A 15031-nucleotide genomic window follows, 5' to 3' on the forward strand; every position below is an offset into this window, starting at 1 on the left:
CTGAATTAAAAATATAACTCCTAACTCCTAACTGCCTGCTATTTTTTTACTATTTTTTTACTATTTTTTTTGCCATTTTTGGATGGCATCCTGAGCATCTTCGTAAGCGCCTGTCTCCTCTGGCACTAACGCTGCGGTCGCAATTGCGGCATTACGTTCTCCTTCGGTAGCACGACGCTTTGCCAGGTCTAAGATTTTCTCACTCCATTTATTGATCGATTTTTGGGCAGTATCGAAGCCTGGTTGATCGGCTGGTACTTTCTTGGCAACTTCGATCGCCCGATTGTAGGTAGATGCCTGTTCAGACTTAATTAAGGCATTAGCTGCATCTAAAAGAGTTTTGTTACTCACATACTGCTTACCCTCTAGCCGCCACAGATTAATTGCTGCTTGTGCTTTGGCGTAGGGGGCTTCATCTTTGGTGATTAATCGAGCAGCAGCAATAGCGCTGGCATACTGTCTTTGTTTAGCACGACCCTCTGCTAAATCTAAAATCATCTGGCTCCAAATCTTAATATTCTCTTGAGCTTGTTCGTACAGTGGTTCTCCGGGTTGAATTTTTTGGGCCGTAGCGATCGCCATGCTCAAATCGCTAGCCTGAGTTTGTCTGAGCGACATTTTCGCCAGGTCTAATACTGCTTGATTCCGCTTTTTCGACTGGGAACTAGAGGCTATTTGGGCGCTAGATTGGTTGTTGAGTTTAACTGGTGGAGTGCGATCGCTTGGTAAATTCTCGACAACCTGGCGATCGCTAACAGTAGCGTTAGGTGATGTACTTGATATTTGCTTAATTCTAAAAGTTTCTTGATTACGCAGAAAAACTACGGCGATTAAACCTGCTACCAGCAAGCTGCCTCCACCCCATAAGATAAACTGTTTCCAATAAGGGATACTTGGCTGATTCGCTGGCAATCGAGAGACGTAACCTTTGGAGGAATTGGGGATAAATCTTCCTCTGGTATGTACTCCCAAGGAAGTTTCTGCCATTGGTTGGGAAACTAAGCTGCCACCTGACTCCTGGACTTTTTGACTCTTCACCTGTTGGGAGGAGTTCACACTAACTTCTCCCTGTCTGCCCCGACGATCTGCTGAAGTTTTAGAGAAATCGTTGAGGGGAGGAGCTGCAAGGGCAACAGCAAAAGATTCTTCTGGATAAATCACTGCTTCTGGCTGAAAATCACTTTCCATTGCCAATTTTGGCAAGATTACTTGCTGCCTTGATGGGATGATAGTGGCAGGGTTTTGGATCGGACGCCAGTGGTGATGACATAACTTTGGTACAATCAGGCTCAGGTAGCTTTCTAAATCTGCCAAGTTGCTGCCATTACCAGAGTGCAAAGCTTCTAACAAAGCTGCTGTAAAGAATCCGTGACCTAGTTCGCTACTCTCATGGGAAAATTGCTCTGGTTGGCAAGAAAGAATTGTTGCGAGTTGTAGTTCTTGGGCTAGTTCTATTGTTTCTTCACCAACGGGAGCATCCGCTTGAGTGCCAAAAGCGCGGTTGATATCGAGTAATAGCAATACATTCAGATCGGCAAGTTGTAGACTTTGCATTAGCGATCGCAATTCTATGCCAGTCTCTTGCACGAGTTCGGGGTTGCCCTCTGCTGGCATTAAGTAATCTTTGCCCTTGTAGTTGACTCCATAGCCGCTAAAGAATAACCACAGATAGTCTTCCGGTTGCCAACTTGTTGCTGCCAAATCTTCAAGCAGCAGCAAAATATTCTCCTTCGTCGGGTAAGTTGATCTATCCCCAGTCGGCGGCGAAGTATCTGTCATGACTTGACAGTGTTTGGGGAGAAAACCTGCCTCTGTCACCAAAAAATCTTCTAGTGCCTCAGCATCTGCTTGGGCACAACTTAAAGGTTGAAATAACTGATATTGATTGATACCAATCGCGATCGCCCAGTAATTTGCCATCCCGCTCTTTGTCAGTTATTGTTGTTTGCTGGTCTTAAAATTGCGGTTGGCTTTGCCAAAAAAACAAAGCTAACCTATGTCTTATAGTCTAGGTGATTCTGATTGAATCTTAAGTTATAATGTAATTTTTATTACGTTAATTAGCCGGAAAATACCTTTACTTAATTTCAATAACAGATCATTACTAAGGAGATAGAAGGTCATGAGCAAAATTTCTGCTCACCTACCATCATCGCTCGCTCCCTTTTCATTTATTAGCCGAATTGCCAGAAGAATCCGGATAATTCCTTTAGTAGTTTTGCTTATATCTACTGTTCCTGCGTGGTTTTTGATGGAAGCGATCGCACCGCAGGTTGTGCGAGCTTACACCGCTAGAGTTGATCTAGCTATTGACCGCTTGCCGGAAGAAAACTATGAAACCGTTCTCAGGAGAGCGGAAGCGGCCGCTAGGGCAGCTGCTCAAAGGAGCTTTGACCAAGATATCTTGGTGACAGATGTTTCCATCATTGTGTCCGTACAAAATTATGGAGCGATCGCACCAGTCCTGACATTAGATGTCAGTCGTCCTCAATGGCGATCGCGTCCCGATGCTCAAATTTGGGCCACTTACTTCAAAACTGCGCGATCTTTACTTTTCTTTGAAAATAACTCTAATCAAGTTCCAGCAGCTAGCGCTGTGTCAACGCCAAAATGATGGGTTGAGCTAGAAGTCTGAGCCAAAGCTTTCTTGGCTCGGAACCTTGGGTGACTTAAAGAAAGTCATTGTTTCTGTTCCCGGATCCTTGCGCCAGTCTTAACCCAACTTACTTATTCCTGACTCAACTGTTGTCTTTGGCGTCAGTGGATGGCCTAGAATAAGAAGGTTGTCAAGAATTGCGATATCTGCTGACATGGCTGTTCCTAAGAAGAAAACTTCCAAATCAAAACGAGATAAACGTCGAGCTACCTGGAGGCATAAAGCTGTCGTTGAAGCTCAGAAAGCCCTATCTCTGGGCAAGTCGATTTTGACTGGACGTTCTACATTTGTTTATCCAACTGCTGAAGAAGAGGAAGAAGAATCATAATTTCTCAGTCAGGAAAAGCATGAACAGCACCGATGGATTTGATTGCCAAACTCAACAATCAAACTTCCGATCGCTAGATAAATGCTTTTTCTTAGCTTTCCTGATTGCATTATGAATCATAGACACTCTATATAAGCTCATTAGATCGAAAAAAATTGGTAGTGAGTAATTGGAAATATCCATTACCCATTACCTATCATTCAAGAGTTCATATAAAGAGTAAAACATCTAGTCTGTTGGTAATTCAGCAAAAAAGCTTGTAAACATCTTGAGAAAACTTATTTTTCTCTAACTATGCTAGGAAAATTTTTTCAGAAACCAGGCAAAGAAGAGGGCGAACGCGTCCCTCCTGGTCAACACTTGGCTAAAGGTTTTCCCGTATTAACTTACGGTGAAACTCCTCAAGTCAACACTGAGGAATGGGAGTTTCGAGTTTGGGGTTTAGTAAAATCTGCTACCTTTAGTTGGTCAGACTTTATGGTGCTACCTCAACATGAATTCACAGCCGACTTCCACTGTGTAACGCGCTGGTCTAAACTCGATGTCAAATGGACTGGCATTAAAGTTAAAGATTTCATGAGTCTGATTGAATTAGACCCGAAAGTAGCCCACATTATGGAACACTGCTATGGCGGCTACACTACCAATATTTCTATAGAAGATTTTCTACGCGAAGAAAACTTCTTTGCTTTTAAAGTCTTTGGTGAAGACCTTCCATCTGAACACGGTGGCCCAATGCGGCTAGTTGTACCCCACCTCTACGCTTGGAAAAGTGCTAAGTGGATTAATGGTTTGGAATTTTTAGCTGGTGAAGAACTTGGTTTTTGGGAGCGCAATGGCTACCATCGCCGTGGTGAACCTTGGGCTGAGGAACGTTACAGCAACGCTTTTGGGTTTTAATAATTTATAGTTAAGAGTTAGAAGTTAGGAGTTAGGAATTTAGAGTTAAAAATTCATAACTCCTAACTCATAACTCCTAACTTTTTTAACCCAGAAGTTTCTTTATGAGTGGTAATTTGCCCTGATATGGAGCGTATCGCCATTTTAAATCGAGCCAGAAGGAGTTTTGCAATACACTTTTCTTATGGGAAAAGGTGTCAAAGCTAGCTTTGCCGTGATAGTTGCCGATACCGCTATCTCCCACTCCACCAAATGGTAAAGACGAGACACCAACCTGCATAACTGTGTCGTTAATACAGACTCCACCAGAGGAAGTTTCCTGCAAAACTCGCTTTTGCAGATTTTTATCTTGAGAAAATAAGTATAATGCCAAGGGTTTGGGTCTAGAGTTAATTAAAGCGATCACTTCTGCAATGTCAGTATATTCAATGATCGGTAAAATGGGCCCAAAAATTTCTTCCTGCATTACAGAATCTTCTAATGAGACATTATCAATCAGTGTTGGGGCGATATAACGCTCTGAAGGTTGATTTTCTCCACCAATGATAACTTCACCGTCTTTGAGAAAACTCACCAATCTATCAAAGTGTTTTTGACTGATAATCCGGGCATAATCAGGACTGTTTACAGGATTTTCACCATAAAATTCTTTTAAAGATTTTTCCAGACCATCTATTAAATCTTTCTTGATTGTTTTATTAACTAAAAGATAGTCGGGGGCGATACAAGTTTGTCCAGCATTAATAAATTTGCCCCAAGTAATTCGTCTGACAGTGTGTTCAAGATTAATGTCAGTATCTACAATGCAAGGACTTTTGCCACCCAATTCTAAAGTCACTGGTGTGAGATATTTTGCTGCTGCTGCCATGATGATTTTGCCGACGGCTGTACCACCAGTAAAAAAGATATGGTCAAACTTTTCTGCTAGTAGTTTTTGACTTGCTTCCACGCCTCCTTCTACTACTGCAAGATAAGCAGGGTCAAAATGTTTGGCAATAATCTTAGCAATTATATCAGACGTATGAGAAGCAATTTCTGAAGGTTTGATAATTGCACAATTACCGGCTGCGATCGCACCTATTAACGGTGAGATAATTAAGTTAAATGGATAGTTCCAAGGCCCAATAATTAAGACAACCCCTAACGGTTCTGGATAAATTTTTGCTGAGTAGGAAAAAAAATCCCAGGAAATCGGTGCTTTTTGGGGTTTAGTCCAGTTTTGAAGATGTTTGATGGCGTAATCAATATCCTTAATTACGCTGATTTCTGTAAGGTAAGTTTCTACTTCTGGTTTACTTAAATCCGCTTGTAATGCCTCGACTATTGGCTGTTCGTGCTCAATGATTGCTTGCTTAAGATTTTTCAGTTGTTCAATGCGAAAAGTTACATCTTTAGTTTTGCCCGTTTGAAAAAACTCTCGCTGAGTCTGAATAATATTGCCAATGTTAGATAATTCAGTGGTAATCATTGTTTTGTCCTATCAAAAAGTATTTATTTAATACTAATGCTATTATCTCAACATATTTAATTCGTCAATTCTTAGCGTTTTATTTTTCAATTGATTTTTTTTACTTTAAATTATCGGTAGATAGTAGTAAGGTTATAAATTATGAATTATCAAGATAAAAAACTTTACAATTGCTAATTTGTAATTACTAATTTTCTCATGTTTTAATGGGTAAAAGCACAATAAATACACTACCTTTGCCCAACTCAGAATTAAGCAGAATAATGCCTTGATGTGCTTCGACAATTCGACGAGCAAGATACAGTCCTAAGCCACTACCAGAACTCTTATGACTGCCTTGGCGAAATCGTTCAAAGATGGTGGCTTGTTCTTCAGGGGGAATACCTGGGCCAGTGTCCGCTATCTCAATTCTAATGTAGTCAACGGAATTGGATTTTTCAGAGAACTGAGATTGATTACTTTTGTTGAACTGGCGTTGAGAAGTAAAACGAATAGTAATAGACCCAGCTTCGGTAAATTTGATCGCATTTCCAATGAGGTTGGTAAATAGACGATGCAGTTCCAAGCGATCGCCCATGACTGTGTTTGTGCTTGACTCTTCAGTAACATCCAAATTTAGGGACAGTGTTTTATCTTGAGCTAAGGGTGACAATTCTCCAATCACTTCATCTAGCAACTGACCCAGATTAGCCGGTTGAAACGCTAAACTTTTGCGACCCGCTTCAAAACGATAAACTTCCAATAAAGTATTCACCATAGAAAGCAGGTTGATATTGCTACGGGCCATGATGGCGATTACTTCCTGCATTTGCATTGATAATGTTCCCAATGCACCTTGCTGAAATAGCATCAACATACGATCGGCAGCTACCAAGGGAGTACGTAAGTCGTGGGTGAGGCGGGAGACAAAATCTTCTCGCTGGCGGGCAATTTCATCACGTTCATCCATACTATGCTTCAAACGCAGGAGCGATCGCACTCGTGCCAGCAATTCATCTACTGTTACAGGTTTGCGGATAAAATCATCAGCACCTAAGTCTAGTCCGTGGGCGACGTTGGGCGCATCGTGGGCAGTTATCAGCAATATGGGGATGTATTGCGGCAATTTCATCTCTCCACGAATGTGCTTGGTGACTTCGTACCCGTCCATACCTGGCATCATCAAATCCAGCAGAACCAAGTCACAAGGAGAAGCTTTCAATTCTGCCAAGGCCGAAATCCCATTTTCTGCGGTGCTAACTGTGTAACCTTCTTCCTCCAAAATAGTTTTGATCAAAAACACGTTATCAGGAGAGTCATCAACAACCAGAATTTTGTCAGAGCGAGAAGATTGTGAAGTCATATAGATGCAAGGTATGGGGTAAAAGTAAATTTTTGTAAGACTAGCTGTATTTGTAACAATTTGTCTGCCAAGTTTTTTAGTAAGCCTCCCTACCTAAGAAGTATTTTTTACTATTAAATTATGGCTGGTAAAATTTTAGCTTTGGATACAGCAGATAATGGAATGACTTATGTAGCCTTTGATGTATCGGTTTTCATAGGTAATTGGAGATATAATTGCGTAGGCGATCGCCCAAGAGTTAAGAGTGCCTTCTGAGTTACTTAAGACAACATACTTCTTATGGTAGAGCGAACTTTCCCGTATTTAGGATAGGCCCTGTTCAGCATTCTGCACAATTTGTTTTCAAAATTAAAGCATAGAGGAAACCGTCGCCTCCTTCACAACTAGCCACTTGTGTCTGAATTGTTCTCTTTTGCTAGCTCTGGCAGAGATTTTAGAGATGTTTTGAGCAAAATCCAATCCAGATAGAGTACAAAAATCTGCATTTTCAGAAAATGGTTAAGGCGTTGGAAGCTTTTATCCGTCAACAGCCATGCCCAGATTTTTTCCAGTAGTAGCTTTAGGATGACTTCAATAGACTTGTTGATAACTAGGGGAATTAGTGTTTCTAGCATTGCGTTGCGATCGCCTCATTTGCTTGACTGAGTTCAATGTCGCAATTTTCTTTTGTAGTTATTTACTTGACTTATAGTGACTTAGATTGACTTGTCTTGACATATCTCTATTAGCCGCCAATCTCTGGAAACGCAAGCTAAACTGAACTTTAAGGCAATTTCACATTAGGTATATGTTGTTACCAAGAGACTTCCTGACACAACTAGAGCAATACAGCGAATTATCAAACCGAGAAAAGGCAGTCTTTTTGGAAATCTTCAGTAGTGGCAAGAGTCGAGTTCAAGTTACACAAGCGCTCAACATCTCTAATAGCAATCTCAGCAGTTGTCTAACGGGGATTTACAAGAAGTTCTGTATTAGTGGTAATGGACCTGTGAAAGAAACCCGCTTGCGGGAATATCTCGAAAAGCGATATATACAGCAAAAACCTTCGGATAACTTAACTGCTGATATTGCAGAGGATGATGTTGATGCCTTAGTTCAAGAAATCCGCGAGAAAGTGAAACTCAGCGTCAAAGAAAAGTGTGGAACTATGCGGGTGCTGGATATGCCCCAGCCGATTGAATTAACTGGAGAGCGAGGCATCTATACCAACGTCAACATTCTGGAGAAAATCACAGGACGCAGGCGACTGGATATCCCTGAACTGTTGCAAAACTGCGATCCAGAACACTTTGATCACTTTGGACTCGGCCGAGTAACAGAGAAGCGAGTATCGGGACTGGAAGTGGTGCAACGCTACAGTAAGCTAATGGTTTTGGGAAAACCTGGAGCAGGGAAGACCACGTTTTTGAAGTATTTGGCGATGCAGTGCATTGAGGGGAAGTTTTTGACAAACCGAGTTCCTTTATTTATCACCTTGAAAGACTTTGCAGAAGCGCCTAAGCAGCTAGACATTCTGAAATATATTGCTCAACAATTGTCGCGTTGTGGAGTGAAGGATGCCAGCATTAAAACAGACCAAGTTTTGAGACAGGGTAAGGCATTGGTGTTGCTAGATGGGTTGGATGAAGTTCGAGAAGAAGATACTAAGCGTGTCTTACGAAAAATTCGGGAAGTTTCCGATCAGTTTCATACCAATCAGTTCATGATTACCTGTCGAATTGCTGCCAAAGAATACACCTTTGAACGGTTCACTGAGGTAGAAATGGCGGATTTTGACCAAGACCAAATTGCCATTTTTGTCGAAAACTGGTTTCGGTTAAGTGACCCCGTAAAAGCTGAAAGATTCATCCACAAGCTGCAAGATAACGAACCAATTCAAGAATTAGCAACCAATCCACTATTGTTAACGCTGCTGTGTTTGGTATTTGGGGAAAGCGCAGATTTTCCAGCAAATCGTTCCGAACTTTATAAAGAAGGGTTGGATGTATTGCTCAAAAAATGGGATGCTAAACGCAACATTGAGCGCGATCAAGTTTATAAAAACCTGTCGCTGCACCGTAAGGAAGATTTGCTGAGTCAAATTGCCCTTACTAGCTTTGAGCAGAAAGATTATTTCTTTAAGCAAAAAACGGTTGAAGCATACATTACTGACTTCATTCGTAACTTACGTGATGCTCGTACTGAGCTAAAAGAATTGGAACTAGACAGCGAAGCTGTTTTGAAGGCGATTGAAGCACAACATGGGCTACTAGTAGAACGGGCAAAGGGTATCTATTCCTTTTCACATCTAACGTTTCAAGAATATTTTACTGCTAGGGAGATTGTTGCTAATTCTGCTTGGGAAAATTTAGCGGCTCATATCACTGAAAAACGCTGGAGAGAAGTGTTTTTGCTTACCGCTGGTATGATGCGAAATGCTGATAAATTGGTGTTCTTGATGAAGCTAGAAATTGATAAATTACTGGCTAAAGATGAGAAGTTGCAACAGTTTTTAATATGGCTTCATAAAAAATCTCTCTCTGTTGTGTGTCACGATGAATTAGTGGTTATCCGAGTTTTTTATCTATGTTTAGAGTTTATTTATAACTTTGATTTTTTAGAGAAAGATGAATATATTGAATTAGCTAATTATTTTGGAATAATTGGGATTCATAACCATTACTTGATTTATGAAAACTCTAGCGGTCTTGATAAGGCTTACTACGATTTGATTGCATATGAAAATTATGATTATTTTTCTCCTAACAAGGGAATTTTTATTGATATTAATGAAATACTTTGTTATGAAAATAAAATGGAATTAATTTTAGTCATTAACCAACTTAAGAATGAGTTACCAAATCCTAATCATAACAAAGAAACATTTCAAAACTGGTGGAAAGAAAATAGAGAGAATTGGTGTAAAAAAATAAAGCTTGTAGTTTCTAATTATCGTAATATTTGTCATGACTGGCAGTTCAGCGAGGCACAACAGGAATTATTATTCCAGTATTACGATGCAAATGTACTGCTGATGGATTGTCTAGAGAGCGATTGTTATGTTAGCTGTGAAGTCAGGCAGGAAGTTGAAAATAGTTTGCTGTTACCAATAAGTGAATTAAAAATTAAAAATTAAAATTTGGAAAAATAAAGGGATTTTTATATGGTGAGTAAGAGTAGCTGTGTGACTAGGATAAATAAGGTATACATCCTCAGCGCAAAGCAGGCGACCGCTCATGTCTCAGAGGCGATTCTATCTAAAACTTGCTGAAATTCTACTGTGGAAGGAATTGCGATCGCACCCATTACACAATTTGCATTGACTGAGTATTAATTTCTGTTAAATTAACCAATTTTACATCATTTGTAAACAATGTTGCATTTAGAGATTTTGGAGTTGCTGCAATTATTGCGTCAGGAAGCCTGAATTTGTATTGTTTGCGAAATGCAATTGTTAAATTTTTAATATTACTATCAATACCAAGGATTGTAATTTTATTGAAAAAATCAATAATTTGTGTTTCTTATTCTAAACTGAGACTCGGGTAAGAGAGCAATTCAATCTCAGTAATCACTGAAATAAAATATTATCCTGATGATACTGGATTTACCAAACGACACCCAAAAAATACATGACTACATCTGTATCTAAAAAAATCAAAGGTTGTGTCAACACTACTCATCCCTAATTTTCTGCTGATATTCCAAAGGGTCTTGAGCTAGTTGAATTACACCAGCATACTGGTTTAAATTAAACTCTTGTTTTTGTTGTGATTGATGAGCTTCTAATATCTTCTCAATTTGCTGCCAGTCCTGATAATCAATCAACACTGCTACCGGACACATCGCTTCATCAGTCACAATTTTTTTCTTAAAGGGTAACATGATTTTCTACATCAGATGCAACGTTTAACTATTTGATCGTAATTCTAAAACAAAAAGTTTATCAGGACAATATTACTCTCATCCTTAAAAGCGATAAAGTTGCTCGGTCATGAATTAAAACAAAAAGTACCTCTGTGCCATTGGTAAAACTGTTGCAGGTTCACAAATCAGCAACTCACCATTGGCCCTGACTTGGTATGTTTCTGGATCAACTTCAATGTGGGGTAGTGCATCATTCAGCTTCATATCTCGCTTACTTAATTGGCGTGTCCCAGAAACTGCAACTGCTGCCTTTTGTAAACCTAACTGGCTGGGAATTTCTTTCTCTAAAGCTGCTTGCGAAACAAAAGTTAATGATGTGGCATGACGCGCCCCTGCAAAACTACCAAACATCGGTCGCATATACACTGGTTGTGGTGTGGGAATACTGGCGTTAGCATCGCCCATTTGCGACCATGCAATCATCCCGCCTTTAATCACTATCTCTGGTTTCACGCCGAAAAATGCAGGACGCCACAAACATAAATCTGCTAATTTTCCCTCTTCCACTGAACCCACATATTGAGCAATTCCGTGAGCGATCGCCGGATTAATCGTATACTTAGCAACATACCTTTTTGCTCGAAAATTATCTGCTTTTTGCTCTGTTCCTTGTGGGTTCAGAGTTCCCCGTTGCACCTTCATTTTGTGAGATGTCTGCCAGGTGCGAATTATCACCTCGCCTACTCTTCCCATTGCCTGGGAATCAGAAGAAATCATACTAAATGCGCCTAAGTCGTGCAAAATATCTTCAGCTGCAATGGTTTCTCGGCGGATGCGAGATTCGGCAAAGGCAACATCTTCGGCGATCGCTGGGTCGAGGTGATGGCATACCATTAACATATCCAGGTGTTCATCTAAGGTATTGAGGGTGTAAGGACGTGTGGGATTGGTGGAAGATGGCAGAACGTTGGCTTGGCTGCAAACTTTGATGATATCTGGTGCGTGTCCTCCGCCTGCGCCTTCAGTGTGGTAGGTGTGGATGACACGATTCTTGAAAGCTGCGATCGTATCTTCGACAAATCCGGCTTCGTTCAGGGTATCAGTATGAATCGCTACTTGCACATCATAAGCATCGGCAACACTAAGGCAGGTATCAATTGCTGCGGGTGTGGTTCCCCAGTCTTCATGTAGTTTTAACCCCATTGCACCGGCGGCTACTTGTTCTACAAGTCCTTGGGGTTGACTGGCGTTACCTTTGCCCAAAAATCCTAAGTTGACAGGAAAAGCATCAGCAGCTTGCAGCATTCGGTAAATGTTCCAAGGGCCGGGGGTGCAGGTAGTGGCATTTGTACCCGTAGCTGGGCCAGTACCACCACCAATCATGGTGGTAATACCAGAAGCGATCGCCACTTCAATCTGTTGGGGACAAATAAAATGAATATGGGCATCGATACCGCCAGCAGTGAGAATCATTCCTTCCCCTGCTAAGGCTTCAGTTCCAGGGCCAATAATAATATCTACATTGTCTTGAATATAAGGATTTCCGGCTTTACCAATTTTGAAAATCTTGCCATCTTTAATGCCAATATCTGCTTTGACAATACCCCACCAATCGAGAATTAAGGCATTAGTAATTACTAAATCTACAGCACCATCAGCGTTAGAAATTGGGGATTGTCCCATTCCGTCTCGGATGACTTTACCGCCGCCGAATTTCACTTCGTCGCCGTAGGTAGTGAAATCTTGTTCAACTTCAATAAATAATTCTGTGTCTGCAAGTCGGATGCGATCGCCTACAGTTGGCCCATAAGTTTCGGCGTAGGCGCGGCGATCCATTATGTAAGGCATAATGCACTTTTAGTAATCGAGGTTAAAATCGAGTTTAAACGCAAAGGGGCGCAAAGGATCGCAGAGGATGGATGAGAATTAAGCAGTCTTAACACTCCTTTAATTCTTGGACAAACTAATTTTTTCTTAGAATTCGATGTTTGTTTTTATCGTTCCAAATTGGAGTTTGAAATTAAACCTATTCAATAACCTTTTTTAAACCCAGAGGGACGCTGAGGGAAGCACAGAGGTACGCGGAGGTTTTTAGAGGTTTCTGTTAATTTTGGCGTTGAAGCCGTAGACTTGGCGAGCACCAACGAGAGGGACTAGAGTTATTTCTTTTTCATCGCCTGGTTCAAAGCGAACTGCGGTTCCTGCGGGGATATCGAGGCGCATTCCTCGCGCTTGTTCTCTGTCAAAGTTTAAGGCAGTGTTGACTTCATAAAAGTGATAATGGGAACCTACTTGTATGGGGCGATCGCCTGTATTTGACACTTGCAATTTTACAGTTGGACGACCAACATTTAGTTCAATTTCACCTACTGGTGTAATGATTTCTCCTGGTATCATGTTCAATCCAATATTTCATTTAAATAAGACTTATGCACACTCTATGAATTCTTGACGTTCTTGGCATCTTCTCTGCAAGACGCTGCGCGTTGGTGGAAGCCTCTTGCAGAGAAGGCGGTTCAATAAATTCATGTTTTTGGATATTTTTGCGTAAGTTTAACGGTATTCTTGTGTAAGTCATGATTAACTTTTAAAAAGTTTGCTTGTTGACGCTTAAGATTTTTAAAAGTTTTAAGAATTTCATCTTCAAATTGGAATGGAAAGTCAAATTTTGATTTCCACAAATATTCAATTTGCTGTTCTTGCCACCGCAGATGTTCCATTTTCCAAGAATTATGATAATTCAAAAATTTTAGATAACTTTCTGGCAGTATTTCACCTTCAATTAAGTGTGTCTTTGTCATCAAAAGCTTTTTAATTTTTTCATGGCGGGGAAAAGCATCTTTTTCTATCCAAAAAACCCATAATTTAATTTCTGCTTCGTTTTTGAAGGGGAAAATTGTATAACCATTTTTTTCTCCTACTTGAAGAGATTCTAAGATACGTTTTTGACCGCGCATTTCTCTTAACTTTTCTGCTAAATCTGTATAAGTACATCTACCTTCCCAGATCAGAAAAGCAAGTGGCCCATATAATTCTTCTAGCTGCTGCTCAGTATATTTTAATGATGCAGTTGTCTGCTGATTTTCTCTGTCTCTGTTGCCAGACATAATGTGATTAACTATTCCGGCAACAACGGCAAAGGCAGTAGTTATGGCAGTGGTTATAATAGTTGCTTTAAAGCCTGTGTTTCCTGTATTCATTGCCTTTATACTTGATGATAGTCAAGCAGTACACTTTTGATAATCTGTTAAATTATATACTTAATTATTATACATATTTATAAAAAGCTTTAGTCTTAAAAATAACACAATATGAAGTAAATTTAACGAATGGGATTATGTACTGTCACTAACTTTGTACCATCAGGAAAAGTTGCTTCAACTTGCACTTCATGCACCATTTCTGGTATCCCTTCCATGACATCATCTCGTGTTAAGAGAGTTGTACCATAACTCATCAATTCAGCTACAGTTTGCCCATCCCTTGCACCTTCTAAAATGGCAGCAGAAATATAAGCGATCGCTTCAGGATAATTCAGTTTTAAACCTCTTCCTTTACGTCTTTCTGCTAATAAAGCAGCTGTAAAAATTAGTAGCTTATCTTTTTCCTGCGGCGTAAGTTGCATTCGTACTTCCTCCTCTGTGGTTAGTTCAAACCTGCCAAACTCTTGGTATACAATTACCACGATTCAAAAAAGAAACTCGCAGCATCTGCCAAACATTAATAAACCAGTTTCTTACCTCAGATGTAGAAGAACCGCGATATCGACACAATAATCCATGTTGTAATCGGCTAACACCCGCTTCTCCTTGCCCATCCCATAAATTTCGCGTTTTTTCGACAATTTCTGCTGAAACTGTACCACCAACCCAAACTAGACTACCTACTATTGGTTTTCCAGCCAAGCCGTGAAGACTGTGGAAAATTTCTTCACTACCGGGTAAGTATTGGCGATCAATCCATAAAGGAACACCTTCTTGCCAAATTTCAGTGTGCGATCGCCATTCTCCAAGGTAAAATTTTTCTCCTCTAGCACTACGACCAAATCGGGTAATTTCCCAGCCTAACCAACTGCCCCCGGTTGCTAATTCTACCCGTAAATCTTGCCGAAAAATCGCGTCGTTAAATAAAATTGTCTCTTGCGGCAACCATTCTAAACAAGCACCAGCATCAACTTGTATCTCGATAGTTTGTCTAGCTTGCAAGCCATTACTGCGATATATCTTGCTTGCGGCAGATGTAGTGATTAAGGCTTGGGTTTGGGGTTGGAGGTGGATGTTAGAGGATAAGCGATCGCCTCCCACCATTCCCCCAGCTGTATGTAAAATGACGCTATGACAAACTTTTTCCCCTTCTGGGTAAAATGGGCGCTGTACCTTCAAGGGCGCTTGTTGGTGATTGTAAATTAATTGGGTTGCACCTTGGCGATCGGCATAGACTAAATTAAGTTTGCCATGCCAACCTTCTGCTGTTTGTGAATTGCAGTTCATT

At 40.5% G+C, this 15031-nt stretch carries 16 protein-coding genes; 5 read left to right on the forward strand and 11 right to left on the reverse strand.

The window, feature by feature from the left end:
- Positions 1-60: 60 nt before the first annotated feature.
- On the reverse strand, positions 61-1920 hold the full coding sequence (locus V7K60_RS24170; protein ID WP_334929062.1) for a caspase family protein: 1860 nt from the start codon (positions 1918-1920) through the stop codon (positions 61-63).
- Positions 1921-2122: 202 nt separating this feature from the next.
- Between V7K60_RS24170 and V7K60_RS24175 the strand changes: the two genes are divergently transcribed.
- The 3 genes from V7K60_RS24175 to V7K60_RS24185 all read left to right on the forward strand — a co-directional run bounded on the left by V7K60_RS24175 (position 2123) and on the right by V7K60_RS24185 (position 3884).
- Positions 2123-2614 carry a hypothetical protein gene (locus V7K60_RS24175; RefSeq protein ID WP_334929064.1) on the forward strand — a complete coding sequence of 164 codons (492 nt, stop codon included), beginning with the start codon at positions 2123-2125 and terminating at the stop codon, positions 2612-2614.
- 196 nt (positions 2615-2810) lie between these two features.
- On the forward strand, positions 2811-2984 hold the full coding sequence (rpmF, locus tag V7K60_RS24180; RefSeq protein WP_012407602.1) for a 50S ribosomal protein L32: 174 nt from the start codon (positions 2811-2813) through the stop codon (positions 2982-2984).
- A 294-nt stretch (positions 2985-3278) separates the two neighbouring features.
- Positions 3279-3884, forward strand: a complete 606-nt coding sequence (locus V7K60_RS24185) for a sulfite oxidase-like oxidoreductase (RefSeq protein WP_334929066.1) — start codon at positions 3279-3281, stop codon at positions 3882-3884.
- An 85-nt stretch (positions 3885-3969) separates the two neighbouring features.
- Here V7K60_RS24185 and V7K60_RS24190 read toward each other — a convergent pair whose 3' ends face one another.
- A complete protein-coding gene (locus tag V7K60_RS24190) occupies positions 3970-5352 on the reverse strand; it encodes an aldehyde dehydrogenase (RefSeq protein ID WP_334929068.1) in 1383 nt (460 codons plus the stop codon).
- 196 nt (positions 5353-5548) lie between these two features.
- Complete coding sequence (locus V7K60_RS24195; RefSeq protein ID WP_334929069.1) at positions 5549-6694, reverse strand: hybrid sensor histidine kinase/response regulator; 1146 nt, start codon at positions 6692-6694, stop codon at positions 5549-5551.
- A 120-nt stretch (positions 6695-6814) separates the two neighbouring features.
- Between V7K60_RS24195 and V7K60_RS24200 the strand changes: the two genes are divergently transcribed.
- Entirely contained in the window at positions 6815-6949 is a 135-nt protein-coding gene (locus V7K60_RS24200; protein WP_334929071.1) for a hypothetical protein, read from the forward strand.
- A gap of 128 nt (positions 6950-7077) precedes the next feature.
- Here the strand turns inward: V7K60_RS24200 and V7K60_RS24205 are convergent, their stop codons facing one another.
- Positions 7078-7308 (reverse strand): hypothetical protein, encoded by a 231-nt coding sequence (locus V7K60_RS24205; RefSeq protein ID WP_334929073.1) that lies wholly within the window; start codon positions 7306-7308, stop codon positions 7078-7080.
- A gap of 173 nt (positions 7309-7481) precedes the next feature.
- Here V7K60_RS24205 and V7K60_RS24210 point away from each other — a divergent pair, with 173 nt between their 5' ends.
- Positions 7482-9809 (forward strand): NACHT domain-containing protein, encoded by a 2328-nt coding sequence (locus V7K60_RS24210; RefSeq protein WP_334929075.1) that lies wholly within the window; start codon positions 7482-7484, stop codon positions 9807-9809.
- Positions 9810-9978: 169 nt separating this feature from the next.
- Here the strand turns inward: V7K60_RS24210 and V7K60_RS24215 are convergent, their stop codons facing one another.
- The 7 genes from V7K60_RS24215 to V7K60_RS24245 all read right to left on the reverse strand — a co-directional run bounded on the left by V7K60_RS24215 (position 9979) and on the right by V7K60_RS24245 (position 15030).
- A complete protein-coding gene (locus V7K60_RS24215; RefSeq protein WP_334929407.1) occupies positions 9979-10188 on the reverse strand; it encodes a PIN domain-containing protein in 210 nt (69 codons plus the stop codon).
- 160 nt (positions 10189-10348) lie between these two features.
- Positions 10349-10558 carry a hypothetical protein gene (locus tag V7K60_RS24220; protein WP_442944460.1) on the reverse strand — a complete coding sequence of 70 codons (210 nt, stop codon included), beginning with the start codon at positions 10556-10558 and terminating at the stop codon, positions 10349-10351.
- Between the two features lie 114 nt (positions 10559-10672).
- Positions 10673-12388 carry an urease subunit alpha gene (gene ureC / locus V7K60_RS24225; protein WP_334929078.1) on the reverse strand — a complete coding sequence of 572 codons (1716 nt, stop codon included), beginning with the start codon at positions 12386-12388 and terminating at the stop codon, positions 10673-10675.
- Positions 12389-12631: 243 nt separating this feature from the next.
- On the reverse strand, positions 12632-12937 hold the full coding sequence (locus tag V7K60_RS24230) for an urease subunit beta (protein WP_334929080.1): 306 nt from the start codon (positions 12935-12937) through the stop codon (positions 12632-12634).
- A 128-nt stretch (positions 12938-13065) separates the two neighbouring features.
- A complete protein-coding gene (locus tag V7K60_RS24235; protein ID WP_334929082.1) occupies positions 13066-13740 on the reverse strand; it encodes a hypothetical protein in 675 nt (224 codons plus the stop codon).
- A gap of 122 nt (positions 13741-13862) precedes the next feature.
- Positions 13863-14165: an urease subunit gamma gene (gene ureA / locus V7K60_RS24240; protein WP_190736634.1), complete on the reverse strand. Its 303-nt coding sequence runs from the start codon at positions 14163-14165 to the stop codon at positions 13863-13865.
- Between the two features lie 25 nt (positions 14166-14190).
- Positions 14191-15030 carry an urease accessory protein UreD gene (locus V7K60_RS24245; RefSeq protein ID WP_334929084.1) on the reverse strand — a complete coding sequence of 280 codons (840 nt, stop codon included), beginning with the start codon at positions 15028-15030 and terminating at the stop codon, positions 14191-14193.
- Position 15031: the final 1 nt, after the last annotated feature.

Origin of the sequence: Nostoc sp., from assembly GCF_036917555.1 — a bacterium.
Lineage (GTDB): Bacteria > Cyanobacteriota > Cyanobacteriia > Cyanobacteriales > Nostocaceae > Nostoc.

Coding starts and splice junctions, on each gene's coding strand:
- V7K60_RS24170 (WP_334929062.1), bottom strand. CDS start 1,920: ATGGCAAATTACTGGGCGATCGCGATTGGTATCAATCAATATCAGTTA.
- V7K60_RS24175 (WP_334929064.1), top strand. CDS start 2,123: ATGAGCAAAATTTCTGCTCACCTACCATCATCGCTCGCTCCCTTTTCA.
- rpmF (WP_012407602.1), top strand. CDS start 2,811: ATGGCTGTTCCTAAGAAGAAAACTTCCAAATCAAAACGAGATAAACGT.
- V7K60_RS24185 (WP_334929066.1), top strand. CDS start 3,279: ATGCTAGGAAAATTTTTTCAGAAACCAGGCAAAGAAGAGGGCGAACGC.
- V7K60_RS24190 (WP_334929068.1), bottom strand. CDS start 5,352: ATGATTACCACTGAATTATCTAACATTGGCAATATTATTCAGACTCAG.
- V7K60_RS24195 (WP_334929069.1), bottom strand. CDS start 6,694: ATGACTTCACAATCTTCTCGCTCTGACAAAATTCTGGTTGTTGATGAC.
- V7K60_RS24200 (WP_334929071.1), top strand. CDS start 6,815: ATGGCTGGTAAAATTTTAGCTTTGGATACAGCAGATAATGGAATGACT.
- V7K60_RS24205 (WP_334929073.1), bottom strand. CDS start 7,308: ATGCTAGAAACACTAATTCCCCTAGTTATCAACAAGTCTATTGAAGTC.
- V7K60_RS24210 (WP_334929075.1), top strand. CDS start 7,482: ATGTTGTTACCAAGAGACTTCCTGACACAACTAGAGCAATACAGCGAA.
- V7K60_RS24220 (WP_442944460.1), bottom strand. CDS start 10,558: ATGTTACCCTTTAAGAAAAAAATTGTGACTGATGAAGCGATGTGTCCG.
- ureC (WP_334929078.1), bottom strand. CDS start 12,388: ATGCCTTACATAATGGATCGCCGCGCCTACGCCGAAACTTATGGGCCA.
- V7K60_RS24230 (WP_334929080.1), bottom strand. CDS start 12,937: ATGATACCAGGAGAAATCATTACACCAGTAGGTGAAATTGAACTAAAT.
- V7K60_RS24235 (WP_334929082.1), bottom strand. CDS start 13,740: ATGAATACAGGAAACACAGGCTTTAAAGCAACTATTATAACCACTGCC.
- ureA (WP_190736634.1), bottom strand. CDS start 14,165: ATGCAACTTACGCCGCAGGAAAAAGATAAGCTACTAATTTTTACAGCT.
- V7K60_RS24245 (WP_334929084.1), bottom strand. CDS start 15,030: ATGAACTGCAATTCACAAACAGCAGAAGGTTGGCATGGCAAACTTAAT.